The sequence below is a fragment of the Kaistia granuli DSM 23481 genome, from assembly GCF_000380505.1.
Classification (GTDB): Bacteria; Pseudomonadota; Alphaproteobacteria; order Rhizobiales; family Kaistiaceae; genus Kaistia; species Kaistia granuli.
Genome location: NZ_AQYH01000007.1, coordinates 333,764 through 357,495, shown reverse-complemented (window position 1 = coordinate 357,495; position 23,732 = coordinate 333,764). Strand labels below are relative to the sequence as shown.

Genomic DNA, 23,732 nt, shown 5'->3' with positions numbered 1-23,732 from the left:
CAAAAGGAAGAAACCAATGTCCCTGAAGATCCGTCTTTCCCGCGGTGGTGCCAAGAAGCGTCCGTTCTACCGCATCGTCGTCACCGATGCCCGTTCGCCGCGCGACGGCCGCTTCATCGAGCGTATCGGCTCGTTCGACCCGATGCTGGCCAAGGACGCCGCCAACCGCGTCGTGCTCGACCTCGACCGCGCCAAGCATTGGCTGTCGGTCGGCGCCCAGGCCACCGATCGCGTCGCCCGCTTCCTGAGCGATGCCGGCCTGGTCAAGCGCGACCCGCGCAACAACCCGGAGAAGGCACTGCCGGGCAAGAAGGCCCAGGATCGCGCCGCCGAGAAGGCCAAGAAGGCCGCTGCGGCTGCCGAAGCAGCCGCCGAGTAATTTCGGACCCGCGCCGCGCCCTGCCGCAAGGCGGGCGCGCGACGCGGCCCGCGCTCGGGAGGGGACGTCCCCGGCCTTGCCGGGTCGTCGCTCGATTTGGGCCGCGACGCCCCCTCCCCGAAACCGCTTCCGCGGTTTCCGCCCCGAAGGGGCCATCGATAAGGACACGCGATGCCCGCTCCGGAGCAAGACAGGGTTCTCCTCGGCCAGTTCGGTGCCGCCCACGGCATCCGTGGCGAGATCAAGGTCAACGCCTATACCGAAGAGCCGCTCGGCATCGCCGACTACGGCCCGTTCACGCTGGATGACGGCCGCGTCGTCGAGATCACCGGCGTCCGCATCCAGGGCGAGAACGTCATCGCCCGCGTCAAGGGCATCGGCGACCGCAACGCGGCCGAGACCCTGCGCAACCGCAAGCTCTTCGTCGACCGCTCCGCCCTTCCCCCGCTCGACGAGGAAGACGATTTCTACCACGCCGACCTGGTCGGCCTTTCGCTTGAGCTCGCCGACGGCAGCGCCTATGGCAAGATCGTCTCGGTGCAGAATTTCGGCGCCGGCGATCTGATCGAGGTCGAGCCGTCGGAAGGCGCCCGCTCGTTCTACCTCCCCTTCACCCGAGCCATCGTGCCGACCGTCGACATCAAGGCCGGTCGCGCCGTCGTCGTGCCGCCGCCCGAGACCGAGGCGCGCCCGGAAGACGGCGAGAGCGAGGACGAGGCGTGAGCGAACCTTTCGCCACGGCGAAGGACAAGGCCGAGACAGACGCGTTGGTGGGCACGAAGCCCTGGCGGGCGACGATCCTCACCCTCTACCCCGACATGTTCCCCGGCCCGCTCGGCCAGTCGCTGTCCGGCAAGGCGATGGCCGAGGGCAAGTGGTCGCTCGACGCCGTCAACATCCGCGATTCCGCAACGACCAAGCACCGCAATGTCGACGACACGCCGGCCGGCGGCGGTCCCGGTATGGTGATGCGCGCCGACATCGTCGCCCGCGCTCTCGATGCGGCGGCGCCCGCTGACGATCCCCGTCCGCGTCTCCTGATGAGCCCGCGTGGAAAGCCGCTGGAGCAGGCGCGCGTGCGCGAACTCGCCGCCGGTCCCGGCGCGCTGATCCTGTGCGGCCGCTTCGAGGGCGTCGACGAGCGCGTCATCGAGGCGCGCCAGCTCGAGGAAGTCTCGATCGGCGACTATGTGCTGTCGGGCGGCGAACTCGGCGCCATGGTGCTGCTCGACGCCATCGTCCGCCTGCTGCCGGGCGTGATGGGCGGCGCCGAATCCGGCACCGACGAAAGCTTCGAGGGCGGCCTGCTCGAATATCCGCACTATACCCGCCCGCGCGAATGGGAAGGCCGCACCATCCCCGACGTGCTGCTCTCCGGCGACCACGCGGCGATCGCGAAGTGGCGCCGCCTTGAGGCCGAGCGGATCACGGCCGAGCGCCGGCCGGACCTGCTCGCCGGCCTTCCTGACGTCACGCCGACGCAGGAAAAGCGCCGCTGAGCGCTCCAGCTCTGGACTCGAAGCGCCCGATCCTGTACACGCGCGCCATCCGAAGCCTTCCACGGCTAAGGACCAATAACTGAAAACAGCGCACCGAAACGCTAGCGGCCCGCAAAGGGTCGCATCGGCAGGAGTTGAGACTATGGTCAATATCATCGAACAGCTCGAGAAAGAGCAGCTCGAAATCGTCGCCGCCATGCGCGCCGTCCCGGAATTCCAGCCGGGCGATACCGTCAAGGTCAGCGTGAAGGTCGTCGAAGGCTCGCGTTCGCGCGTTCAGGCCTATGAAGGCGTCTGCATCGCCCGTTCGGGTGGTGGCCTTTCCGAGAGCTTCACCGTCCGCAAGATTTCGTATGGCGAAGGCGTCGAGCGCGTCTTCCCGGTCTACTCGCCGCTGATCGCAGCGATCGAAGTCGTCCGCCGCGGCAAGGTCCGCCGCGCGAAGCTTTATTACCTGCGCGATCGTCGCGGCAAGTCGGCTCGTATCGTCGAGCGGGTCGAGCCCCGCAAGGAGAAGGCGAAGGTCTGAGACCTTTCCTTCTGCACGACATTCGAAGGCGGGTCGCATAGACCCGCCTTTTTCTTTAGGCGAGCAGGGTTTCCATCGGCAGACACGTTCCCGACGAGGCAAGCATGGACGTCTTCAAGCAGAGTAACCGGGCCGGCTGGGACGAGCGCGCCGATATCCACGCGCAGGACCGCACAGGCTTCTACGCGATCGACCGCTTCCTAGCGGGCGAGGACGTGCTCTATCCGATCGAGGCCGCCGAGATCGGCGACATATCGGGCCAGAAGCTCGCCCATTTCCAGTGCCATATCGGCATCGACACGCTCTGCCTCGCGCGCCGCGGCGCCATTGCCACCGGGCTCGATTTCTCGCCGCACGCGATCACGCAGGCCCGCTCGCTCTCGGAACGCTCGGGCATCCGCGCCGATTTCGTCGAAGGCGAGGTGTATGACGCGCCGGCCCTGATTGGCTCGGATTTCGACATCGTCTTCACCAGCTGGGGCACGATCACCTGGCTCGACGACATCCGCGCCTGGGCGCAGGCGATCGCCGGCGTGCTGAAGCCGGGCGGCAGGCTCTATTTCGCCGACACCAGCCCGACGATCGAGGTGTTCGAACAGGTCGACGGCACACTCCGCCCGCATTACGACTGGCGTTCGGCCCGCGAGAAGCCGCAGCGCTTCGACGCCGAGACGACCTATACGGGCGACGAGACGCCGCTGGTCACCAATTTCACCTATGAGTGGATGCGCGGCACGTCCGACGTGATCGACGCGCTGCTCAAGGCGGGACTGCGGCTCGACTTCCTGCGCGAGCACGAAGTGCTGCCGTTCAAGATGTTCCCGATGATGGTCGATGCCGGAAACCGCATGTACCGCCTGCCGGCCGGCATTCCGCGCATGCCGCTCGCCCTGTCGCTGGGCGCGACGAAGCTCTGATTCCGTGCCATGATCCGAATTGTCGTTCCGGTAATTGACTGCTATCTAGAACTACTATGAACAGCCCCTTCGCCCGCATCCATCAGCCGACCACCGCCGAATTCGCGGCGCTGACGGATCATGCGCGGCTGCCCTGGCGGTTTTTCGCCCGTCTGCTGGCCACAGAGGATCGCGGTTCCGATCGACTTTGACGGGGCAGTGGCCCCGATCGATCGACCCTCGCGCAGCAATTTATCCTTCAGGAAGATGACGTCATGACCACGTCGAATGGCAATCCCCGCACTCTCTACGACAAGATCTGGGACGACCACGTCGTCGAGAAGAACGACGACGGCAATACCATCCTCTACATCGACCGCCACCTCGTCCATGAAGTGACGAGCCCGCAGGCCTTCGAAGGCCTGCGCATGGCCGGCCGCCAGGTTCACCAGCCGAAGAAGACGCTGGCCGTCGTCGACCACAACGTGCCGACGACCGACCGCACGCACGGCATCGAGAACCCGGAATCGGCCCTGCAGGTGGCGACGCTGGCCGAGAACGCGGCCGAGTTCGGCGTCGAATATTATTCCGAGCTCGACCGTCGCCAGGGCGTCGTCCACATCGTCGGTCCCGAGCAGGGCTTCACGCTCCCCGGCATGACCATCGTCTGCGGCGACAGCCACACCTCGACGCATGGCGCCTTCGGCGCGCTGGCGCATGGCATTGGCACGTCGGAAGTCGAGCACGTGCTCGCCACCCAGACGCTGATCCAGTCCAAGGCCAAGAACATGCTGGTCACCGTCGACGGCGTGGCGCCGGAAGGCGTCTCGGCCAAGGACATCGTGCTCGCCATCATCGGCGAGATCGGCACCGCCGGCGGCACTGGCCATGTCATGGAATATGCGGGCGAAGCGATCCGCGCGCTCTCCATGGAAGGCCGCATGACCGTCTGCAACATGTCGATCGAAGGCGGCGCCCGCGCCGGCCTGATCGCGCCGGACGAGAAGACCTTCGAATACATCAAGGGCCGCCCCAAGGCGCCGACCGGCGCCGAGTGGGACATGGCGGTGCGCTACTGGGAAACGCTGCACTCCGACGCGGGTGCGCATTTCGACACCGAGATCCGTCTCGACGCCGCCAGCCTGCCGCCGATCGTCACCTGGGGCTCCTCGCCCGAGGACGTCGTCTCGATCGCCGGCGTCGTGCCGAACCCGGACGACATCGCCGACGAGAACAAGCGCAAGTCGAAGTGGCGCGCGCTCGAATATATGGGCCTGAAGCCCGGCACCCGCATGGTCGACATCCCGGTCGAGCGCATCTTCATCGGCTCCTGCACCAATGGCCGCATCGAAGACCTGCGCGCCGCCGCCGCGATGATCCGCGGCCAGACGGTGCGCGAGGGCGTCAATGCCATGGTCGTTCCGGGCTCCGGCCTGGTCAAGGAGCAGGCGGAAGCCGAGGGCCTCGACAAGCTGTTCAAGGCCGCCGGCTTCGAATGGCGCGAGCCGGGCTGCTCGATGTGCCTGGCCATGAACGACGACCGGCTGAAGCCGCATGAGCGCTGCGCCTCGACCTCGAACCGCAACTTCGAGGGTCGCCAGGGCTTCAAGGGCCGCACCCATCTGGTGTCGCCCGCCATGGCGGCGGCCGCCGCGATCGCCGGCCACTTCGTCGACATCCGCAGCTGGCGCTGAGCTGCGACGTCGCTGGATGCAAAAAAGGGCCCGGACGGCGACGTCCGGGCCCTTCTGCGTTTTAGGATACGAGGCGCCTACCAGCGATGGCCACGATTGCCGCCGCGCACCCAGTGGCAGCGCTCGCCGACCACCACCTTGCGCCACTGCCAGCGATGATGACGCCAGACCTTGCGCTCGCGGACCACCGGGCGGCAGACCTTGTGGGCGCGGCCCCAGCCATGGTGGCCGCGCGGGCCGTTGTCCCAGCCGCGATCGTGATACTGGCCACGATGCGACTCGCCGCGATGCCCGGCGAGCGCGCTGCCCGTCGACACGCTGAGCGCGCCCGTGACGAGCACGAGGGTGGTGGCGGCGGCGATCATGGTTTGCTTCAACATCGTTCAGTCTCCCTTTCAGGCATTCAGGTCCGACCGGCCTGTTGCCCGCATTTGGGGAGATTGCGCATGAACCGGCGCTGAGACGCCCGTTCATGCCACGTTCACGATGACCACCGGGCGGGACGATAGTCAGCTCGCCTTACCAGCCGTAATTGACCCAGTAGCAGCGCCTGCCGACATAAACGTCGCGCCAGCGCCAGCCTCGGTTGGTCCGCACCTTGACGGTCCGGAATGCCGGCCGACAGACCCGCGTCGGTCCATAGTCGTAGCCGTAGTTCCACGAGCCGAGCCCATAGCCGAGGCCGAACCCAACGGCCGGACCCCATCCCCAGCCCCATCCCAAGCCGCCGCAATTCCAGCAGCCGCCACCGCCATGCCATCCACCGCCACGCCAGTTGCCGCCGTGCCAACGGCCGCCACCGCCATGCCAGTTGCCGCCACCGTGCCAGTTGCCGCCGCCGCCGTGCCACCCGCCACCTTGCCAGCGGCCACCCCGCGCCGAGGCATCCTCCGTCGCGGCGCCCAGCGTTCCGAGCGTTAGGGCTAGCGTAGCCGCGGCGGTGATCAGGACATGCTTCATCATGGCCATTACTCCAAGGAGCCATGGCGCGCCGCCCCGCGACGATCCCGACGCGCCATTCCAATCCGTGCCGACATCAACAGCCGAGACCGGCCGGCTATTCGGCCGGAGGGTCCGGCTTGCCGCATGGACTCCGGAACATTGCGGATTGCATCGCCGGGACCGATGCGACATTGCTATGACATGGGAAACAGGACCGAACGCTGCCAGTGGGCAGCCGGAAATGGCAAGTAGGGAATGAGTACACTGCCCCTCTCGACACGCTTCGACACCGTCACGCTGACCATTGATGACGCGCTGGAATTCGCCCCGCTGCTGGCAGCCTATGTCCAGGACATGAAGCGCGGTGCGCCGCGCCATCCGGACCTCTACTATGCGGAGAGCCTGCTGCGCGACCGCACCGCGGAAATCCTCGGCGCCCGCCTCGACGGCGTGCTGGTCGGCTTCGCCGTCTTCTACGACCTGCCCGACTCCATGACCGGCATGCGGGCCGGACAGCTGGAAGACCTGTTCGTCATGCACGATTCGCGCGGTCGCGGCGTCGCCCGCGCCCTGGTCGAGGCGCTCGCCCGCAAGGGCCAGTCGCGCGACTGGCTGTCGCTGCGCTGGATGGTTCCGGAGGGGTCTTCGATGCGCACGACCTTCGCCGAGACGCTCGGCAAGAAGGCGCGCCTCGAAAGCTTCGTCGTCCGCATCGACCGCGGCCGGCCCGCGGTCTGAGCTCGAGTCCGGCACCATGACCCCCATCGACCTCGACGCGCTCAAGGCACCCTCGCTCGACGATTTCCAGAAGCTCGGCCAGGCCGCGCTAGACAGCCTGCCGGACGAATTCCGCCAGCTGTCGGGCGAGATCGAGATCCGGGTCGACGATTTTCCCGATGACGAGGCGCTGAACGCGCTCGGCATCGAGTCGGAATTCGACCTGCTGGGCCTGTTCCAGGGCGTCGGCCTCGCCCACGCCTCGGCCGTCGAGCAGACCGGCATGCTGCCGAACCGCGTCTGGCTCTATCGCCGCCCGATCCTAGACTATTGGGCCGAACATGACGAGACGCTGGGCGCCATCGTCAGCCATGTCCTGATCCACGAGATCGGCCATCATTTCGGCCTCTCCGACGACGACATGGAAGCGATCGAGGAAGCGGCGGGCTGAATCGGCCGCCCACCCTGCCGATACGACAGCCTCTGCCGCCGAAACCCTTGACCTCAGCGGCTTTTCATCGCATCTACCGCCGTCTGACGGCTAAATGGGAATGATCACCATGGAAAAATTCACGACGCTGACCGGTGTTGCGGCTCCGCTGCCGCTGATCAACATCGACACCGACATGATCATCCCGAAGGACTATCTGAAGACGATCAAGCGCACCGGCCTCGGCAAGGGCCTGTTCGCCGAGATGCGCTTCAACGAGGACGGCAGCGAGAATCCGGACTTCGTGCTGAACAAGCCGGCTTATCGCAACGCCTCGATCATTGTCGCCGGCGACAATTTCGGCTGCGGCTCGTCGCGCGAGCATGCTCCCTGGGCGCTGCTCGACTACGGCATCCGCTGCGTGATCTCGACGTCCTTCGCCGACATCTTCTACAATAACTGCTTCAACAACGGCATCCTGCCGATCCGCGTGTCGAAGGAAGACCTCGACAAGCTGTTCGACGACGCCGACCGGGGCGCCAATTCGCGCCTGACGGTCGACCTCGAAGCGCAGGAGATCCGTGGTCCCGACGGCGGCACCGTGCATTTCGACATCGACCCGGCCCGCAAGGAGAAGCTCCTGAGCGGCCTCGACGATATTGGCCTGACCCTGGTCAAGGCGCCCAACATCGAAGCCTTCGAGAAGACCACGGAAGCCGTCCGCCCCTGGGCCTGACCGGCCGCGGGTGACCCGATTTTTCAAAAGGCGTCCGGAGCGATCCGGGCGCTTTTTTGTTTTTTAGGCACCGTCCTCGCAGGCGTCGCGGGAGCCCCCTACCCCCGCGCCGCGATCGCCTTGGCCAGCGCCAGCAGCCGGCCGGCCATCTCCGCGTGCAGTCGCTCGACCATGCGGCCATCGACGCTGACAACCCCCTTGCCGGCGTTGTCCGGCTCGTCGAAGACGCCGGCGATGCGCGCCGCCCAGGCGAGCTCCGCCGCATCCGGAGCAAAGGCCGCATTGGCACCCTCGATCTGCTTCGGATGGATCACCGTCTTGCCGTCGAAGCCGCAATCGCGGCCCTGCCGGCATTCCGCCGCGAAGCCGTCGGCATCGGCGATGTCGTTGAAGACGCCGTCGAGGATGTCGAGCCCCGCCGCGCGCGCCGCCGCCAGCGCCGTCATCATCCAGGGCAGCATCGGCGCCCGTCCCGGAATCTGGCGCGTGCCCGTCTCCCGGGCGAGGTCGTTGAGGCCGAGCACCAGCGCGACCAGCGGCAGCCGCTCGTCCTGTGCCTCGGCGATCCCGATCGGATCGAGCACAGCGCGCGGCGTCTCGATCATTGCCCAGAGCGGAAAGGCGATGTCGGGCGCGATCATCGCCCGGACCCGGGCGAGGTCCCTGGCGCGCGAGATCTTCGGCAGCAGGATGCCGTCCGGCCGCGTCGCGCCGATGACGGCGAGATCGGCCTCGATCCAGGGCGTATCGAGCCCGTTGACGCGGACGACGATCTCGCTCGCCGTGCCATCGCCCGACCGCAGCGCCGCCACCCCCTCGGCCACCCGCGCGCGCGACTCTTCCTTCGCGGACGGGGCGACGGCGTCCTCCAGATCAAAGATCACGACATCGGCGCCGAGCATCGGCGCCTTCGCCATGGCGCGCGGGTTGGAGCCCGGCACATAGAGGGCGGAACGGCGGGGACGGATCGGCTTCATGCAAACTCCAGCGTGGCGTGGCGGCGCGCCGGCCGCGCGCCCAGCGACCATAATGGCGGCAGGCGCGGAGCGGAACCGAATCGGATAATTTCGTGCCGCCGGCCGTCTTGCTGACCGGTGCCCGCAGAAAGAACCCGCATGACCGTCTCGCCAGACGCCACCGCCCCTCTCGCGACCAAACCCGCCATTCTCGTGCTCTCCTCTAGCGTCGTGCGCGGCGCCGTCGGCGGGCGCGGCGCGGTCTTTGCCCTGGAGCGCTTCGGCCATCCCGTCTGGACGATGCAGACGGTGACCTTGCCCTGGCATCCCGGCCACGGCCGGTCGAGCCGGATCATCCCGGACGAAGCCGCCTTCGAGGCGCTGATCGACGATCTGATCCGCGCGCCCTGGCTCGGTGAGATCGGCGCCATCCTGACCGGCTATATGGGCGCCGCCAGCCAGCCGGCCGCCGTGGCCCGGCTGATCGACGCCGTCAAGGCGGCGCGACCCGACGCGCTCTATCTGTGCGATCCGGTGATGGGCGACGCCGGCGTCCTCTATGTGCCGGAGGCCACCGCCAGCGCCATCCGCGACCATCTGGTGCCGCGCGCCGACATCCTGACGCCGAACCCGACCGAGCTCGGCTTCCTGACCGGCAACCTGGCCCTGCCGGCCGAGGCGCTGCACGCGGCGGCCGCCAGCCTGACGACAGCGCGCGTCGCCGTCACCTCCGCCGCCGGCACGGAAGGCGAGATCACCACCCTGCTGGTATCGCGCAACGGCGGCGACCACGACACCATCCGCGCCAGCCACGCCGCCATCGGCGGCCGCGTTCCGAACGGCACCGGCGATCTCTTCGCGGCGCTGTTCCTCGCCCGCCTGGTCGGCGGCGCGTCGGACGCGCAAGCCCTCCGGCTCGCCACCGCAGCCGTCGCCGACGCGATCGACGCGGCGGCCAGCCTCGGCAGCAACGAACTGCCGCTCGCCACCATCCAGGATCGCCTGCTGGCGCCGCTGACGCCGGTCCGGATCATCCCGTGACCGTCCGCGTCGTCGGCGTCGACGGCTGCCCCACGGGCTGGATCGCCGTTTCGATCGCGGCCGACGGCCCGGTCGAGCCGGAGGTCCGCATCGTCGCCCGCTTCGCAGAGTTGGTCGCCGACGCCGACAACACCGTGATCGCCGTCGACATGCCGATCGGCCTGCCGGATTTCGTCGGTCCCGAAGGGCGCGGCCCGGAACGGCTGGTGCGGCAGCGGCTCGGTCCGCGCCAGAGCTCGGTCTTCTCGGTACCGTCGCGCAGCGCCGTCATGACAGCCGACTATCGCGACGCCTGCGCGGTGGCGAGCGCCACCTCCGAGCCACCGCGCATGGTAGCGAAGCAATGCTTCCACATCTTCCCGAAGATCCGCGAGATCGACGCGCTGATGACGCCGGCGCTCGAAGCGCGCGTGTTCGAGGCGCATCCGGAGCTGGCATTCTGGCGATTGAACGGCGACGCGGCGATGCGCCTGCCGAAGAAGGTGAAGAGCCGGCCCAATCCGGACGGCCTCGAGGAACGCCGCGCCCTGCTGGCGCGGTCGGGCTACGCCGCGGAAGATCTCGCCAGGCCGCCGCGCGGCGCCGGCGCCGACGATCTGCTCGACGCGGCCGTGAACGCCTTGATCGCCCGCCGCATCCTGCGCGGCGAAGCGGAGAGCTTCCCGGCGGAACCGACGCGCGATGCGCGGGGACTGCGGATGGCCATCTGGGCCTGAGCGCTGCGGAAGGCCTTCCGCCCGAACGCAACCCAGCCCCGTGCGCGAACCCTCTCGACCCGTGCGAAAAACCGGTTTATTGGATCGCTGAGATTATGCTGCACTGCATGATTTCTTCCAAGGCCCACCTCTGGAGCACCACCCGATGGCTCAGGCCCCTGATTTTCCCTCCCGGCTCCTGCGCGGCTATGCGACCTTTCGCGACCAGCGGCTGCCGCAGGAGAGTTCCCGCTACAAGGTTCTTGCTGAGACTGGTCAGCGCCCGCGCACGATGATCCTCGGTTGCAGCGACAGCCGCGCCGCGCCCGAAACGATCTTCGACGCCGCTCCCGGCGAGTTGTTCGTCGTCCGCAACGTCGCCGCGCTCGTGCCGCCTTTCACGCCCGATGGCGAGCATCACGGCACCTCGGCCGCGATCGAGTTCGGCGTCATGGGCCTGAAGGTCCGCAATCTGGTCGTGATGGGCCATGGCCGCTGCGGCGGCATCACCGCCTACATGGCCGAGCGTGACGCGCCGGGCATGCAGGCGCCGAACGACTACATCAGCAAGTGGACCTCGCTGCTGAAGCCAGCCGAAAAGCTGATCTGCGAGGATCCGGTCGAAACGACCGATCGCCAGCGGGCGCTGGAATTCGCCTCGATCCGCCAGACAATCGAAAATCTGCGCACCTTCCCGTGGATCAAGAGCCTTGAGGAAATCGACGAGCTCGAACTGCACGGCGCCTGGTTCGACATCTCGACCGGCGAGCTCTATTTGCTCGACAAGCGGACCGGCCGCTTCACCGTGCCGGACGAAATCGAGGCCTGAGGGCCGTATCCTGCTACGTTGAGACGAAGGCCGTCCTCACCTCTCCCTGAGCGAGAGGTGAGAAAGCCGATCTCTTCCCAAATCGCCGTTTCGATCCGAGCGTCCGACGCGTCTCGAAAGCGCACTTGACCAAAACCCCATACAGAAAAGGCGCGGCCTCGTGGCCGCGCCATTTCCAATTCTAGCGTGTCACCCGAAGGGACAGCGGCTCGCCTCAGGCAGCCTTCTTCTTCGGCTGGATCAGCTTGCGGTTGACCAACACTTCGGCGATCTGCACCGCGTTCAGCGCCGCGCCCTTGCGGAGATTGTCGGAGACGACCCACATGTTGAGGCCGTTCTCGACGGTGGCGTCCTCGCGGATGCGCGATATGTAGGTCGCGTCCTCGCCGGTCGCCTCATAGGGCGTGATGTACTGCTCTTCTTCCGGATTATCGATGACCAGGCAGCCGGGCGCCTCGCGCAGGATGTCGCGCGCCTCGTCGGCCGAAATCGGCTTCTCGAACTCGATGTTGACGGATTCGGAGTGCGAGACGAACACCGGCACGCGCACGGCGGTGCAGGTCAGCTTGATCTTCGGATCGAGGATCTTCTTCGTCTCGGCCATCACCTTCCACTCTTCCTTCGTGTAGCCGTCTTCCATGAAGACGTCGATGTGAGGGATGAGGTTGAAGGCGATGCGCTTGGTGAACTTGGTCGACTCGACGGGGTCGTTGACGAAGACGGCGCGGGTTTGCGTGAACAGCTCGTCCATGCCTTCCTTGCCGGCGCCGGACACCGACTGGTAGGTCGAGACGACGACGCGCTTGATCGTCGCGATGTCGTGCAGCGGCTTCAGGGCCACGACGAGCTGCGCGGTCGAGCAGTTCGGGTTGGCGATGATGTTGAGCTTGGAGAAGCCGACGATGGCGTCGGCGTTCACTTCCGGCACGATCAGCGGCACCTGCGCGTCATAGCGCCAGGCGGACGAATTATCGATGACGACGCAGCCCTGCGCGCCGATCTTCGGCGACCATTCCTTCGAGATGGTGCCGCCGGCCGACATCAGGCAGATGTCGGTGTCGGAGAAATCATACTGGTCGAGCGGCCTCACCTTCAGCACGCGGTCGCCGAAAGAGACTTCGGTGCCCTGGCTGCGGCGCGAGGCCAGCGCCACGACCTCGTCGGCGGGAAAGCCGCGCTCGTCGAGGATGGAGAGAATTTCGCGGCCCACATTGCCCGTGGCGCCGACGATCGCGACCTTGTAACCCATAATGTCCTGCTCCTTGTCCGGCTCTCTCCCCCACCGTCCAGTCGCCGGAAAATCCGCGTCTGGCCGGCCCCGTCTCCCTCTAGCCCCGAGGGAGATTGGGGGCACGGAGGGACGATCAGGCGGTCGTCGTGGTTTTCGACGTTTTGGGCGTGGTGGAGATGCGCATGGCAGCCGTGCTTGTCCGGGTGACGAAAGCCACCAGGTCGATTAGGATCGAAGAAGCATCGGCGTGCGCGATCATCGGTCTACCCGAAAGAGAATGGCGCATCTTCTGCCGCCAAACCGGCGAGAAGTCAACGGAGACGAGGCTTGAGCGCAATGATGGTCGGTCCGCAACCCTCGCGCAGCCGCCTACTCGCCGGGCTGGCGAGCGTGATGCTGGCCGCGATGTCGCCGAGCGCGGTCCGTGCCGGCGAGCGCGTGCCGGAAGGCGAGATCGAGAAGTCGCTCGCCGGCGTGACGCTCGACGGCATCTACAACAACGGCGCCTTCTTCACCGAGACCTATAACGAAGACGGATCGGTCCGCTATCACGACATCGACGGCGCGGATTCCGGCCAATGGTCGGTGCAGGGGGGCAAATTCTGCACCTTCTACGAGACGCAGCAGGGCGCGTGCTTCTTCGTCGAGCGCGACGGTACCAACTGCTTCACCTTCTTCGTGCCGGATGAGAAGGGCGGGCCGGACGCCGGCCCCGTCAAGGACTGGACCTCGCGCGGCTGGGACCGCCGCAAGCCCTCCACCTGCCCGACCGCGCCGGAAATCCAGCTCTAGAAATCGAGCGGATCAGCGCGTTCGCGCCAGCGCCAGCCAGACGCCGCCGCCGACCAGAAAGGCGCCGCCGAGGCGGGCGACCAGCTGCGCCCGCGCCTTTGTCAGCAACCGCCCCGCCCGGCTCGCCAGCACCGTGAACGCCGTATCGTTGAGCGCCGCGACCACCAGGGCCGTGACACCCATGATGACGACCTGGCTGACCTTGTCGCGCGCGGGATCAATGAACTGCGGGAAGAAGGCGCCGAAGAACAGCATCGTCTTCGGATTGCTCAGCGCCACGACGAGCCCCTGCAGCAGGAAGCCGCCGCGCGGCGGTACCGGGGGGCCGGCGATGGCGCCGATGCCCTCGGAGCGCAGCATGCGGACGCCGAGCCAGACGAGATAGGCGGCTCCCGCCAGCCGCAGCCAATCGAACCAGTGACCAGCGGCGGCGATCATCGAGGAAAGGCCGATGCCGGCCACGCTGATCATCACCGCGAGGCCGAGCTGGGTACCGACGACATTCAGAAGCCCGGCTCGGGCGCCGTGCCGCAGGCTGTTGGCGACGATCAGCGTCACGGTCGGGCCTGGAATGATGGCGATGACGATGCAGGCGACCACGAAGGCCGCATAGGTCTCGAACGACATGGCGTTGTCCTCCCGCGCCGCTGAGGATGGCACGCGGCCGTCGCCGACTCCAGTCGGTTCCTCAGGCCCCGAGCGCCTCGAAGGCGGCGACATCGGCCGCCGTCAGCTGCCATTGCGACGCGGCGGCGTTGGCGGCGACCTGCTCGGGCGTGGTGGCACCGGCGATCACCGAGGGCACGGCATCCTGCGCCAGCAGCCAGGCGAAGGCGAGTTCGAGCACGCTGTGCCCCCAGGCGCTGGCGAAGGCGTCGAACTTCTCGACCAGCACCATGTTGCGCGGCGTGAGATAGCGGTCGCCCATCGTCGACCAGGCATCGAACCGGCTGCCGGCGGGCCGCTCGCCCCGGCGGTACTTGCCGGTCAGCAGGCCGCTCGCCAGCGGGAAGAACGGGATCAGGGCCATCTTCTCTTCGCGCACCACCGGCAGCAATTCCTGCTCGATCGAGCGCTTGACCAGGCTGTACTCGTCCTGGCTGGAAACAAAGCCGCGATAGCCGGCCTCGCGCGCCGCCGCCTGCGCCTGGCGGAGCTGCTTCGCGGTAAAATTCGAGGCGCCGTAATAGCGGATCTTGCCGGATGTCACGAGATCCTCGAGGGCTGCCAGCGTCTCCTCGATCGGCGTGTCCGGGTCGGGCTCGTGCTGCTGGTACAAATCGATGCGATCCGTCTTGAGCCGCGTCAGGCTCGCCTCGACGGCGCGGGCAATATAGTCGCGGGAGGCACGCCGCTTTTCGGTCGAGCCGCGGACGGACTTGCCGAACTTGGTCGCCAGCACGATCTGGTCGCGGCGCGATCCGAGCACCTCGCCGAGAATGGTCTCCGAGCGGGTCTCGGCATAGATGTCGGCCGTGTCGATGAAATTGATGCCGTTCTCGATGGCGGCGTCGATCACCTGACGCGACGCCTCGAGATCGATCCGTCCGCCGAAATTGTTGGTGCCGAGACCGATCACCGAAACGTCGAGATCCGTACTGCCGAGCCTGCGTGTCCGCATGTTGCTGCCCCTCCTGCCTGTGCAGGATGATGAGACTAGGGAAACTAGGGTGCCGCGCCAACGCCTGACAGTCGCGCCGCGTACCGCCCTGACATCGCTGGCTGCCTCCGGCACCGGCTGCCTCAAGGTTTTCCTTGACAGCGACGGCGTGGCCTCCATCTATTGCAAGTAATTCTCATTCTTAATTATGGATGCGACGTCGTGCGGACGATCGATCAGGAGACGGGCGAAGGCGGCGGATGGCGTCGCGCCCGAGGGATGCCGTCGCTGTCGGAAGTGCACGGATCGATCGCTGTTGCCGAAGGCGCGCCGAACTGGCGCAAGTTCGCCGCCTTCCTAGGCCCCGGCTACTTGGTCGCCGTTGGCTACATGGATCCCGGCAACTGGGCGACCTCGATCGCCGGCGGCTCGCGCTTCGGCTACACGCTGCTGTTCGTCGTGCTCTTATCGAGCCTGATGGCAATGATCCTGCAGGCGCTGGCCTCCAGGCTCGCCATCGCCACCGGGCGCGACCTGGCGCAGGCCTGCCGCGACGCCTACCCGGCGCCGGTCGCCGCCCTGCTCTGGGTCCTGGCCGAGATCGCCATCTGCGCCACCGACCTCGCCGAGGTGATCGGCACGGCGATCGGCCTCAACCTCCTGTTCGGCATCCCGCTCGAGATCGGCGTCGTCATCACGTCGCTGGACGTCTTCCTGGTGCTCTATCTGCAGACCAAGGGATTTCGCTGGGTCGAGGCGCTGGTGATCACGCTCCTCGGCGTCATCGCTGTCTCGTTCCTGCTGCAGATCATCATGGCCGACCCGAACTGGGGTGACCTGGTCCGCGGCTTCGCGCCGAGCACGGAGATCGTCCGGAATCCGGACATGCTCTATCTGGCGCTCGGCATCATCGGCGCCACCGTCATGCCGCATAACCTCTACCTGCATTCCGGCATCGTGCAGACGCGCGCTTATCACGCCGACAAGGAGGGCAAGCGCCAGGCGATCCGCTTCGCCACGATCGATTCGACGCTGGCGCTGATGTTCGCGCTGCTAATCAACGCGTCGATCCTGGTGCTCGCCGCCTCCGCCTTCCACGCCAAGGGCTCGACCGAGGTGGTCGAGCTCGACAAGGCCTATGCGCTGCTGCACCCCCTGCTCGGCTCGGCGCTGGCACCGACGCTGTTCGCGATCGCCCTGCTCTGCTGCGGCCTCAATTCGACGGTGACGGCGACCATGGCCGGCCAGATCGTCATGGAGGGCTTTCTCAACATCCGCCTGGCGCCCTGGCTGCGCCGGCTGATCACCCGCGGCATTGCCATCGTGCCAGCGGCGGGAGTGACCATCTTCTACGGCGAGAGCGGCGCCGGCCAGCTTCTGATCCTGTCGCAGGTGATCCTGAGCCTGCAACTGCCCTTCGCCGTGCTGCCCCTGGTGATGTTCACCGCCGAGCGCCGCAAGATGGGTGCCTTCACCGCGCCGCGCTGGCTCACCGCCATCGCCGCCGTCGTCGCCACCGTCATCATCATCCTGAACATGAAGCTGCTGATCGATTTCACGACCGGCGGGTGAGCCCTGCCCGGATCCCCTCCCCCTTGTGGGGAGGGTTAGGGAGGGGGTACCGGCTCCGCCCCCCTGCAAGCAGAACGCCGTTCGAAAGCACCTCCCGGCACCGAGGTGCGCACCCCCACCCCGCCCTCCCCACAAGGGGGAGGGAGAAAGCGGCGCCTGCCCCCCACAACAAAAAAGCCCCCGTCCGCTGGACGGGGGCTTTCCGAAATGCGTCAGGCGGTAAGGCCGGCCCTTACATCACGGCGCCGATCTGCCACGGCACGAATTCGGCGTCGCCATAACCGAGGTCTTCCGACTTCGAGTGCTTGCCGGAAGCAACCGCGACGATCTCGTCGAAGATCTCCTGGCCCTTCTCCTCGATCGAGACGCCGTCGAGGACGTCGCCGCAATTGATGTCCATGTCGTCGATCATACGGGTGTAGACGTCGGAATTGGTGGCGAGCTTGATCGAAGGCGTCGGCTTGTAGCCGGCAGCCGAGCCGCGGCCCGTCGTGAAGACGATCATGTTGGCGCCGGAAGCGATCTGGCCGGTAACGGCGGCCGGGTCATAGCCGGGGCTGTCCATGTAGACGAAGCCATGCGCGTCGATCGGCTCGGCATATTTGTAGACGCCGCGAAGCGTCGAGGTGCCGCCCTTGGCGGCGGCGCCCAGCGACTTCTCGAGAATGGTCGTCAGGCCGCCGAGCTTGTTGCCGGGCGACGGATTGTTGTTCATCTCGCCCTGGTTGCGCTCGGTGTAGTCTTCCCACCACTTGATCAGGTCGACCAGCTTCTCGCCGACCTCGCGGTTGGCCGCGCGCCGGGTCAAAAGATGCTCGGCGCCGTAGATCTCCGGCGTCTCCGACAGGATCGTCGTGCCGCCATGCTTGACGAGGATATCGGAGGCATGACCGAGCGACGGGTTGGCGGTGATGCCGGAATAACCGTCCGAACCGCCGCACTGCAGGCCGACCATGATCTCGGAAACCGGCGTCGCCTGGCGCTTGTAGGCGTTGGCGGCCGGCAGCATGTCCTTGATCACGGCGATGCCGGTCTCGATCGTCTTGCGGGTGCCGCCGGTCTCCTGGATCGTCATCGTCCGGAAGCCGTCATGCTCGACGAGATTGTACTGCTTCATCAGCCGCGGGATCTGGAACACCTCGCAGCCGAGGCCGACGACGAGCACGCCGGCGAGGTTGGGATGCGTGGCATAGCCCCACTGCGTGCGCTCAAGCGTGTCGTAGCCCTCGCCCGAGCCGCCCATGCCGCAACCCTGGCCGTGCACGAAGGCGACGACACCGTCGACATTCGGATAGTCCTTCAGGATGTCGGTGCGATTGAACGCGTCTGCGATGTAGCGGGCGACGGTGGCCGAACAGTTCACGCTGGTCAGGATGCCGATATAGTTGCGCGTGCCGACCTTGCCGTTCGGGCGATGATAGCCCTCGAAATGGCGGCGCTCGGCGAGCGGCAGCAGGCCGTCATCATGCGCGCCCTCGGCGAACTGATAGTCGCGATCGAAATCATGCATGCCGCAATTCTGCTCATGCACCCATTCGCCCGGCGCGATCGGCATCTTGGCGAAGCCGATGATCTGGCCGAACTTCACCACCGGCGCGCCCTCGGCGATGCCAGTGACGGCGAGCTTGTGGCCCTTCGGCACGCGCTGGGTCGCCGTCACACCCTCCACGACCGATCCCGGCATGATCGTGTCGATGGCGACGCGGACGTTGTCGGCGGCATTCAGGCGGAGTGTGCGGGGCGGGGCAGCGGTGGTGACGCTCATCGGAGATCTCGAAATAGGAGTAAGGACGATGGGTTTCCTCCGGATTTCCGCGCTTGGCGCATCTCGGATTTCACCCTCGACAGGCTTTTCAGGTGAATGCAGCATTCACCAGTGATCAGTCTAGTTACCTGTCATATATAGCAGCGACGACTTTCTGTCACGGAAAAGCGGGATCGCTGGCCAGCGACAATTCGATCGCCTCACGCAGGGGAAAGCTGGGTTGTGCGCCGGCCTTGGCGCAAGCGAGTGATCCGGCGACGGACGCCCGCCGCATCGCCGTCGCCAGGTCCGCGCCCTCGTCGAGCAAGGCCGCCAGCACGCCGCAGAACGTGTCGCCGGCGCCGGTCGTGTCGACGGGCACCACCTTGAGCGCCGGGACGCTGATCGTCTCGGTCTGGGTGGCGGCGACGGCGCCCTCCGGGCCGAGCGTCGCGATCACGGTGCGGCCGAGCTCCGAGGCGAGCTTCGCCACGGTCGCGGCGCCGTTCGAACCGGGCAGCAGGCCGAGATGGCGGGCGAGGTCGGCGGCCTCGGTCTCGTTGACGAGGATCATGTCGACGTCGGCGAAGGCTTCGCGCTCGACCGGCAGGAACGGCGCGATGGAAAGGATGACCCGAGCGCCGGCCGCCTTGGCGATGCGCGCGGCCGCGAGGTTCTCGGCGAACGGCACTTCCATCTGCAGCAGCAGCGTGTCGCCGGCGCCGATAGCACCGGCCTGCAATCCGCTCGCGGAGAGGCGGGCATTGGCGCCCGGCGACAGCACGATGGTGTTCTCGGCATTGTCGTCGACCGTGATCACCGCCATGCCGGTGGTGGCACCGCTGCGCTGGATGCCGGAAAGGTCGACGCCACCGGCCTCGAGCTCGCTCAAGGCGATCGTCGCCATGTCGTCCGTGCCGACCGCGCCGATCATCCGAACCGAGGCGCCGGCCCGCCGGGCCGCGAGCGCCTGGTTGGCGCCCTTGCCGCCGGGAATAAGCTGGTAGTCCGATCCGGGCACTGTCTCCCCCGGCCGGGGCAGGCGCGCGGTGCGACTGACGAGGTCGATATTGACCGAACCAAATACCGTGATCATGAACGCTTCCTCAAACCGGCCGCCTTCCTGCGTGTCGTGGCGATCTTGCCGCGGCGGCGGCGCAGAGAATGCCGGGGCGCCGCGAGGCGCACAAGAGGCAGCGCCGTCGCGCCGCTGAGGGGTTCGGGCGGCAAATCGAAGGGCGCGCCTCAAATATGATCCCGCGCCTGCCCCCTGCGACATTCCGCAATCAAAAAAACATGGTTAGATTGCCAGCGAACCCACTGGAAACGTGGCATCGGGGATCGCGGCCTTGTCGGACTTGATCTATGCGGTGTGGAGAAACGAAACGGCCGGATTCAAGGCTCGCGTCGGCAATCGGCCTCCCCCCCGCCGCCGACGACGGAACTCGCTCCCTGCCATCGACGTTCGCCGCCAAATCAGCTACGCAAGCTTGACCGTGAAACTTTCACCACAGTTCGATCCTAGGTTCGGGCCATCCGACGGTTTCCCGAGAAAAACAGACAGAAAATGACTGAGACTCCGTACAAGATCACGCGGCGCCGCCTGTTGGCTTCTGCCGGCGCCTTTGTTGCCGTGGCCGCCATCGGCGACCTGTATCCCGACCAGGCCATGGCACAGGCGACCAACGTCGCCGCCTCGCTTGCGACGGATGGCCCCTTCACCCGTTCGACCGTCGCCGAGATCGCCCGCCGCCTGTCGCGCGTGCCGTTCGCCGCGCCGACCTCGCGTCTGCCGGATGTCCTGCAGAACCTGACCTACGATCAGTATCGCGACATCCGCTTCAAGTCCGCCGCTTCGGTCTGGGCCGATGACGGGCTGCCGTTCAAGATGCAGCTCTTCCATCCCGGTTTCTATTTCAAGGAGCCGATCGAGGTCGCCATCGTCAAGGATGGCGAGGCGAAGCACCTGCCCTACTCGACCAACCTGTTCGATTTCGGCCCGCTGGTCCCGAAGGGCATTCCGGACGAAGACATGGGCTTCGCCGGCATTCGCGTGCACGGCCCGATCAACAAGCCGGACTATTTCGACGAGATCCTCGTTTTCCAGGGCGCCAGCTATTTCCGCTCGCTCGGCAAGGGCCAGGTTTACGGCATCTCCGCGCGCGGACTGGCCCTGAAGACGGCCGAGCCCGAGGGCGAGGAATTCCCGATCTTCCGCGCCTTCTGGGTCGAGACCCCGGTGCAGCAGGGCGACACCATCGTCCTGCACGCGCTGCTCGACAGCCCGAGCGCGTCGGGCGCCTACCGCTTCACCGTCCGTCCGGGCTATCCGACGACGATGGATGTCGAGGCGACGCTCTTCCCGCGTACCGAACTGACCAAGGTCGGCCTCGCGCCCGGCACCAGCATGTTCTTCTTCGGCGCCAATGACCGCACCAATGTCGACGACTTCCGTCCGGAGGTGCATGATTCGGACGGCCTTCTGATGGTGAACGGCCGCGGCGAGCGCCTGTGGCGGCCGCTCTCCAACCCGTCTACGCTGCAGATCAGCGCCTTCGTCGACGCCGGTCCGCGCGGCTTCGGCCTGATGCAGCGCGATCGCGTGTTCGAGACCTATCAGGATCTCGAAGCCGCTTATGAAAGCCGTCCGAGCCTCTGGGTCGAGCCCGTCGGCGACTGGGGCCAGGGCGCCGTCACCCTCGTCGAGATTCCGACCAATTCGGAAATCCACGACAACATCGTCGCCTACTGGCAGCCAAAGGACCCGATTCCAGCCGGATCGGAATATTCCTTCGCCTATCGCCTGTCCTGGGGCGGCGATCCGAACTACGTGCCGGGCGGCATGGTCGTCGCCGGAACGCGCGTGGGTCGCTCCACGCTCGACGGCGACACGCCCAATCGCCGCTTTGTGATCGATTTCTTCCCGCCGCAGCCTCTCGAAGACAAGCCGGCGCCGGAACCGAAGGCGACGGTGACCACGTCCAAGGGTAAGATCAGCAATGTCGTGCTGATCCCCAACCCGAAGCTGGGCGAGGGCTGGCGGGTCAATTTCGAGCTCGATCCGGAAGACGCGACGCTTGTCGAGTTGCGGGTCGTGCTGCAGTTCCCCGATGAACGACCAGCGGAGACCTGGGTCTATCGATGGACGGCGTAATCGCTTTCCCGGCCGGTGAGGCGAAGCAGACGGCGGAGACATCGCCGGCTGCCCGCCACGCCCCCGGCACGGACGGTGAGACGACGTTTCATCCCGAACCCGGCATGCCGACGGAGACCCCTGGCGACATGCCGCCGCAATCGCTCTGGCGTTTCCGCCGGCGCGACCGGCGCAAATTCGTCGATCCCCGTCGTTCGCGCTCGTCCTGGATCCGGCGCATCGCCATCCTCGGCAGCGCTTTCCTGCTGGCGGTCGTCGCCGTCTACGAGATGGAGCAGGTGCTCATCGTCGGCGGCCTGACCCCGGTCGAGATCGCCGTTCTGGTGCTGTTCGCGCTGAATTTCGGCTGGATCGCGATGGCCTTCACCAGCGCGATCGCCGGCTATGGCGTCGTCATGAACCGGCTGTACCGACCGAAACGGACACCGGCAGGGCCGCTCGAATCCCGCACCGCCATGCTGATGCCGACCTATAACGAGGACCCGTCGCGGGTCTTCGCCGCGGTCGAGGCGATGGCGTCGGGGCTCGACGAGCTGCGCCAGGGACCGGCTTTCGACTGGTTCATCCTTTCCGATACCACCGACCCCGACGTGGCGCTGGCCGAAGAGGCGGCGCTGCTGACGCTGCGCGAGCGCCTCGGCGACCGGGCGCGGATCTACTATCGCCGCCGCCGCAAGAACGTCGCCCGCAAATCCGGCAATGTCGCCGATTTCTGCACGCGCTGGGGCTCGGCCTACGACCACATGCTGGTGCTCGACGCCGACAGCCTGATCGCCCCCGAGACGATCATCGAGCTGGCGCGCCGCATGGAAGAGGACCCGGATGCCGGCCTGATCCAGACCATTCCGGCGCTCGTCAACGGCACCACCATCATCGCGCGGCTGCAGCAGTTCGCCGGCCGCGTCTATGGCCCGATCGTCGGTGCCGGCCTCGCCTTCTGGACCGGTTCGGAAGGCAATTACTGGGGCCACAACGCCATCATCCGCACCCGCGCCTTCATGGAATCGGCGGGACTGCCGGATCTTCCCGGCAAGCCGCCCTTCGGTGGCCATATCCTGAGCCATGATTTCGTCGAGGCGGCGCTGCTGCGCCGGGCCGGCTGGACGGTGCGGATCGCCGAGGATCTCGCGGGTTCCTATGAAGAGAGCCCGCCCTCGATCATCGACCTCGCCGTGCGCGACCGCCGCTGGTGCCAGGGCAATCTGCAGCACCTTCTCGTGCTGCCAGCGCGCGGGCTGCACTGGGTCAGCCGGATCCATCTCCTGACCGGCATCGGCTCCTATCTCGCCTCGCCGCTCTGGCTGCTCTTGATCCTCGCCGGCCTGGTGCTGTCGCTGCAGGCGCATTTCATCCGGCCGGAATATTTCACCGAGGAGTTCCAGCTGTTTCCGACCTGGCCGGTGATCGACGCCGAGCGCGCCTTGCGTCTGTTCGGGCTGACGCTGGCGATCCTGTTCGGGCCGAAGCTGCTGGGTCTCGTCGCCTTCCTGCGCAACCGCGACGACCGCCGAACCGTCGGCGGCTTCCGCACCATCGCCAGCTTCCTGTTCGAGATCCTGATCTCCGCCCTCGTCGCGCCGGTGATGATGCTGGTCCATACCGGCGCCATCCTGTCGATCCTGCTCGGCCGCGATTCCGGCTGGAAGCCGCAGCGCCGCGATGATGGTGGCGTGCCGCTGCGCGATCTGATCGCCCGTCATCGCTGGCACTTCCTGATCGGCATCGCGCTGCTCTTCGCCGCCTCGCTCGATAGCTGGGTGCTGGTGGCGTGGTTGTCGCCGGCCCTTCTCGGTCTGCTGCTGGTCGTGCCGGTTTCCGGCTGGACCGGCTCCAACCGGGTCGGCCGCTTCATCCGCCGGATGGGCCTGCTCCGCACGCCGGAGGAAGTCGATCCGCCAACGGTCGCCCGCAACGCCGCGGCGATCCGCCCGGTCTACGAGGCGGCGGTCGAGAGCGCCCCCGATCTCGTCGCCATCGCCAGCGACGACAAGCTGCGCACGGTCCATCTCGCCCTGATCGACGCTGTGCCGGAGCGCAAGCCCGGCAAGGTCGAGGCGGTCGAAGCGCTGTCCGCGGCCAAGATCGACGACGCCGCCAGCATCGCCGAGGCGGTTTCCTTCCTGACCCCCCAGGAGCGCGCGATGGTCATGGCGACGCCCGCCCTGCTGAGCCGGCTCAGCGCCTTGCCAGGCTGAAACAGCCCGATTTTACTCGCACCGCAACATAAACCTGCGGCCTTTTCGCACCCGCACAAACCTTGTAAGCAAGTGTCCAGAGGCTCGTTCGCAGGGCGGAG

General features: G+C 66.8%; 25 protein-coding genes and 1 pseudogene. 17 read left to right on the top strand and 9 right to left on the bottom strand.

Features of this window, described 5'->3' with window-relative positions; translation table 11 throughout:
* The first annotated feature begins 16 nt into the window (after positions 1 to 16).
* The 7 genes and pseudogenes from rpsP to leuC all read left to right on the top strand — a co-directional run bounded on the left by rpsP (position 17) and on the right by leuC (position 4,997).
* Positions 17 to 379 carry a 30S ribosomal protein S16 gene (rpsP, locus tag G342_RS0111570; RefSeq protein WP_018183306.1) on the top strand — a complete coding sequence of 121 codons (363 nt, stop codon included), beginning with the start codon at positions 17 to 19 and terminating at the stop codon, positions 377 to 379.
* 171 nt (positions 380 to 550) lie between these two features.
* Positions 551 to 1,102, top strand: a complete 552-nt coding sequence (rimM, locus tag G342_RS0111565; RefSeq protein WP_018183305.1) for a ribosome maturation factor RimM — start codon at positions 551 to 553, stop codon at positions 1,100 to 1,102.
* A gap of 44 nt (positions 1,103 to 1,146) precedes the next feature.
* Positions 1,147 to 1,878, top strand: a complete 732-nt coding sequence (gene trmD / locus G342_RS0111560) for a tRNA (guanosine(37)-N1)-methyltransferase TrmD (protein ID WP_040878797.1) — start codon at positions 1,147 to 1,149, stop codon at positions 1,876 to 1,878.
* A 142-nt stretch (positions 1,879 to 2,020) separates the two neighbouring features.
* Positions 2,021 to 2,395: pseudogene (gene rplS, locus G342_RS0111555) on the top strand (50S ribosomal protein L19); the annotation flags it as partial.
* A gap of 116 nt (positions 2,396 to 2,511) precedes the next feature.
* Positions 2,512 to 3,324 carry a class I SAM-dependent methyltransferase gene (locus tag G342_RS0111550; RefSeq protein WP_018183302.1) on the top strand — a complete coding sequence of 271 codons (813 nt, stop codon included), beginning with the start codon at positions 2,512 to 2,514 and terminating at the stop codon, positions 3,322 to 3,324.
* A 56-nt stretch (positions 3,325 to 3,380) separates the two neighbouring features.
* The gene (locus G342_RS26575) at positions 3,381 to 3,515 is read left to right on the top strand and encodes a hypothetical protein (RefSeq protein ID WP_018183301.1); all 135 of its coding nucleotides are present in this window, start codon (positions 3,381 to 3,383) and stop codon (positions 3,513 to 3,515) included.
* A 63-nt stretch (positions 3,516 to 3,578) separates the two neighbouring features.
* Positions 3,579 to 4,997 carry a 3-isopropylmalate dehydratase large subunit gene (gene leuC / locus G342_RS0111540; RefSeq protein ID WP_018183300.1) on the top strand — a complete coding sequence of 473 codons (1,419 nt, stop codon included), beginning with the start codon at positions 3,579 to 3,581 and terminating at the stop codon, positions 4,995 to 4,997.
* Between the two features lie 77 nt (positions 4,998 to 5,074).
* On the opposite strand, the gene G342_RS0111535 is transcribed toward leuC, so the two are convergent.
* Together G342_RS0111535 and G342_RS25690 are read right to left on the bottom strand one after the other, a co-directional pair.
* Complete coding sequence (locus G342_RS0111535; RefSeq protein ID WP_018183299.1) at positions 5,075 to 5,377, bottom strand: hypothetical protein; 303 nt, start codon at positions 5,375 to 5,377, stop codon at positions 5,075 to 5,077.
* A gap of 139 nt (positions 5,378 to 5,516) precedes the next feature.
* The gene (locus G342_RS25690; RefSeq protein ID WP_083931217.1) at positions 5,517 to 5,960 is read right to left on the bottom strand and encodes a hypothetical protein; all 444 of its coding nucleotides are present in this window, start codon (positions 5,958 to 5,960) and stop codon (positions 5,517 to 5,519) included.
* Between the two features lie 234 nt (positions 5,961 to 6,194).
* Between G342_RS25690 and G342_RS23935 the strand changes: the two genes are divergently transcribed.
* The 3 genes from G342_RS23935 (at position 6,195) to leuD (ending at position 7,822) form a co-directional block, all read left to right on the top strand.
* Positions 6,195 to 6,677 carry a GNAT family N-acetyltransferase gene (locus G342_RS23935; protein WP_018183298.1) on the top strand — a complete coding sequence of 161 codons (483 nt, stop codon included), beginning with the start codon at positions 6,195 to 6,197 and terminating at the stop codon, positions 6,675 to 6,677.
* Positions 6,678 to 6,693: 16 nt separating this feature from the next.
* Positions 6,694 to 7,107, top strand: a complete 414-nt coding sequence (locus G342_RS0111520; RefSeq protein WP_018183297.1) for a metallopeptidase family protein — start codon at positions 6,694 to 6,696, stop codon at positions 7,105 to 7,107.
* 109 nt (positions 7,108 to 7,216) lie between these two features.
* Entirely contained in the window at positions 7,217 to 7,822 is a 606-nt protein-coding gene (leuD, locus tag G342_RS0111515; protein WP_018183296.1) for a 3-isopropylmalate dehydratase small subunit, read from the top strand.
* A 98-nt stretch (positions 7,823 to 7,920) separates the two neighbouring features.
* Here leuD and G342_RS0111510 read toward each other — a convergent pair whose 3' ends face one another.
* Complete coding sequence (locus G342_RS0111510) at positions 7,921 to 8,799, bottom strand: HpcH/HpaI aldolase/citrate lyase family protein (protein ID WP_018183295.1); 879 nt, start codon at positions 8,797 to 8,799, stop codon at positions 7,921 to 7,923.
* A gap of 138 nt (positions 8,800 to 8,937) precedes the next feature.
* On the opposite strand from G342_RS0111510, the gene pdxY reads away from it, so the two are divergent.
* The 3 genes from pdxY to G342_RS0111495 all read left to right on the top strand — a co-directional run bounded on the left by pdxY (position 8,938) and on the right by G342_RS0111495 (position 11,343).
* On the top strand, positions 8,938 to 9,819 hold the full coding sequence (gene pdxY / locus G342_RS0111505) for a pyridoxal kinase (protein WP_018183294.1): 882 nt from the start codon (positions 8,938 to 8,940) through the stop codon (positions 9,817 to 9,819).
* Positions 9,816 to 10,535: a DUF429 domain-containing protein gene (locus tag G342_RS0111500; protein WP_018183293.1), complete on the top strand. Its 720-nt coding sequence runs from the start codon at positions 9,816 to 9,818 to the stop codon at positions 10,533 to 10,535. Before pdxY ends, G342_RS0111500 begins: the two co-directional genes overlap by 4 nt.
* Before the next feature lie 145 nt (positions 10,536 to 10,680).
* Positions 10,681 to 11,343: a carbonic anhydrase gene (locus G342_RS0111495; protein WP_018183292.1), complete on the top strand. Its 663-nt coding sequence runs from the start codon at positions 10,681 to 10,683 to the stop codon at positions 11,341 to 11,343.
* A gap of 214 nt (positions 11,344 to 11,557) precedes the next feature.
* On the opposite strand, the gene G342_RS0111490 is transcribed toward G342_RS0111495, so the two are convergent.
* Entirely contained in the window at positions 11,558 to 12,592 is a 1,035-nt protein-coding gene (locus G342_RS0111490; protein ID WP_018183291.1) for an aspartate-semialdehyde dehydrogenase, read from the bottom strand.
* Between the two features lie 115 nt (positions 12,593 to 12,707).
* Positions 12,708 to 12,833: a hypothetical protein gene (locus tag G342_RS26570; protein WP_018183290.1), complete on the bottom strand. Its 126-nt coding sequence runs from the start codon at positions 12,831 to 12,833 to the stop codon at positions 12,708 to 12,710.
* Positions 12,834 to 12,901: 68 nt separating this feature from the next.
* Here G342_RS26570 and G342_RS23930 point away from each other — a divergent pair, with 68 nt between their 5' ends.
* Positions 12,902 to 13,366, top strand: coding sequence for a hypothetical protein (locus G342_RS23930; protein WP_156830897.1), 465 nt, complete (start codon positions 12,902 to 12,904; stop codon positions 13,364 to 13,366).
* Positions 13,367 to 13,378: 12 nt separating this feature from the next.
* On the opposite strand, the gene G342_RS0111475 is transcribed toward G342_RS23930, so the two are convergent.
* Together G342_RS0111475 and G342_RS0111470 are read right to left on the bottom strand one after the other, a co-directional pair.
* Positions 13,379 to 13,993, bottom strand: a complete 615-nt coding sequence (locus tag G342_RS0111475) for a LysE family translocator (RefSeq protein ID WP_018183288.1) — start codon at positions 13,991 to 13,993, stop codon at positions 13,379 to 13,381.
* Between the two features lie 61 nt (positions 13,994 to 14,054).
* The gene (locus G342_RS0111470) at positions 14,055 to 14,987 is read right to left on the bottom strand and encodes an aldo/keto reductase (protein ID WP_018183287.1); all 933 of its coding nucleotides are present in this window, start codon (positions 14,985 to 14,987) and stop codon (positions 14,055 to 14,057) included.
* A 258-nt stretch (positions 14,988 to 15,245) separates the two neighbouring features.
* On the opposite strand from G342_RS0111470, the gene G342_RS0111460 reads away from it, so the two are divergent.
* Positions 15,246 to 16,538, top strand: a complete 1,293-nt coding sequence (locus G342_RS0111460; RefSeq protein WP_083931216.1) for an Nramp family divalent metal transporter — start codon at positions 15,246 to 15,248, stop codon at positions 16,536 to 16,538.
* Positions 16,539 to 16,770: 232 nt separating this feature from the next.
* Here G342_RS0111460 and G342_RS0111455 read toward each other — a convergent pair whose 3' ends face one another.
* Both G342_RS0111455 and G342_RS0111450 read right to left on the bottom strand, forming a co-directional pair.
* Positions 16,771 to 18,303 carry a UxaA family hydrolase gene (locus G342_RS0111455; protein ID WP_018183284.1) on the bottom strand — a complete coding sequence of 511 codons (1,533 nt, stop codon included), beginning with the start codon at positions 18,301 to 18,303 and terminating at the stop codon, positions 16,771 to 16,773.
* Positions 18,304 to 18,460: 157 nt separating this feature from the next.
* Positions 18,461 to 19,378 carry a ribokinase gene (locus G342_RS0111450; protein ID WP_018183283.1) on the bottom strand — a complete coding sequence of 306 codons (918 nt, stop codon included), beginning with the start codon at positions 19,376 to 19,378 and terminating at the stop codon, positions 18,461 to 18,463.
* A gap of 471 nt (positions 19,379 to 19,849) precedes the next feature.
* On the opposite strand from G342_RS0111450, the gene G342_RS0111445 reads away from it, so the two are divergent.
* On the top strand, positions 19,850 to 21,436 hold the full coding sequence (locus tag G342_RS0111445) for an OpgD/OpgG family glucan biosynthesis protein (RefSeq protein ID WP_018183282.1): 1,587 nt from the start codon (positions 19,850 to 19,852) through the stop codon (positions 21,434 to 21,436).
* Positions 21,424 to 23,631 (top strand): glucans biosynthesis glucosyltransferase MdoH, encoded by a 2,208-nt coding sequence (gene mdoH, locus G342_RS0111440; protein WP_018183281.1) that lies wholly within the window; start codon positions 21,424 to 21,426, stop codon positions 23,629 to 23,631. Before G342_RS0111445 ends, mdoH begins: the two co-directional genes overlap by 13 nt.
* Positions 23,632 to 23,732: the final 101 nt, after the last annotated feature.

Bases quoted from the DNA above. Each gene is read 5' to 3' on its own strand.
- pdxY (WP_018183294.1), top strand. From the start codon at position 8,938: ATGACCGTCTCGCCAGACGCCACCGCCCCTCTCGCGACCAAACCCGCC.
- leuD (WP_018183296.1), top strand. From the start codon at position 7,217: ATGGAAAAATTCACGACGCTGACCGGTGTTGCGGCTCCGCTGCCGCTG.
- G342_RS0111495 (WP_018183292.1), top strand. From the start codon at position 10,681: ATGGCTCAGGCCCCTGATTTTCCCTCCCGGCTCCTGCGCGGCTATGCG.
- G342_RS0111450 (WP_018183283.1), bottom strand. From the start codon at position 19,378: ATGATCACGGTATTTGGTTCGGTCAATATCGACCTCGTCAGTCGCACC.
- G342_RS25690 (WP_083931217.1), bottom strand. From the start codon at position 5,960: ATGATGAAGCATGTCCTGATCACCGCCGCGGCTACGCTAGCCCTAACG.
- leuC (WP_018183300.1), top strand. From the start codon at position 3,579: ATGACCACGTCGAATGGCAATCCCCGCACTCTCTACGACAAGATCTGG.
- G342_RS0111475 (WP_018183288.1), bottom strand. From the start codon at position 13,993: ATGTCGTTCGAGACCTATGCGGCCTTCGTGGTCGCCTGCATCGTCATC.
- G342_RS0111510 (WP_018183295.1), bottom strand. From the start codon at position 8,799: ATGAAGCCGATCCGTCCCCGCCGTTCCGCCCTCTATGTGCCGGGCTCC.
- G342_RS0111520 (WP_018183297.1), top strand. From the start codon at position 6,694: ATGACCCCCATCGACCTCGACGCGCTCAAGGCACCCTCGCTCGACGAT.
- G342_RS0111535 (WP_018183299.1), bottom strand. From the start codon at position 5,377: ATGTTGAAGCAAACCATGATCGCCGCCGCCACCACCCTCGTGCTCGTC.
- G342_RS26570 (WP_018183290.1), bottom strand. From the start codon at position 12,833: ATGATCGCGCACGCCGATGCTTCTTCGATCCTAATCGACCTGGTGGCT.
- G342_RS0111455 (WP_018183284.1), bottom strand. From the start codon at position 18,303: ATGAGCGTCACCACCGCTGCCCCGCCCCGCACACTCCGCCTGAATGCC.
- G342_RS0111470 (WP_018183287.1), bottom strand. From the start codon at position 14,987: ATGCGGACACGCAGGCTCGGCAGTACGGATCTCGACGTTTCGGTGATC.
- G342_RS26575 (WP_018183301.1), top strand. From the start codon at position 3,381: ATGAACAGCCCCTTCGCCCGCATCCATCAGCCGACCACCGCCGAATTC.
- G342_RS0111445 (WP_018183282.1), top strand. From the start codon at position 19,850: ATGACTGAGACTCCGTACAAGATCACGCGGCGCCGCCTGTTGGCTTCT.
- rpsP (WP_018183306.1), top strand. From the start codon at position 17: ATGTCCCTGAAGATCCGTCTTTCCCGCGGTGGTGCCAAGAAGCGTCCG.
- G342_RS23935 (WP_018183298.1), top strand. From the start codon at position 6,195: ATGAGTACACTGCCCCTCTCGACACGCTTCGACACCGTCACGCTGACC.
- G342_RS0111490 (WP_018183291.1), bottom strand. From the start codon at position 12,592: ATGGGTTACAAGGTCGCGATCGTCGGCGCCACGGGCAATGTGGGCCGC.
- rimM (WP_018183305.1), top strand. From the start codon at position 551: ATGCCCGCTCCGGAGCAAGACAGGGTTCTCCTCGGCCAGTTCGGTGCC.
- G342_RS0111460 (WP_083931216.1), top strand. From the start codon at position 15,246: ATGCCGTCGCTGTCGGAAGTGCACGGATCGATCGCTGTTGCCGAAGGC.
- mdoH (WP_018183281.1), top strand. From the start codon at position 21,424: ATGGACGGCGTAATCGCTTTCCCGGCCGGTGAGGCGAAGCAGACGGCG.
- G342_RS0111550 (WP_018183302.1), top strand. From the start codon at position 2,512: ATGGACGTCTTCAAGCAGAGTAACCGGGCCGGCTGGGACGAGCGCGCC.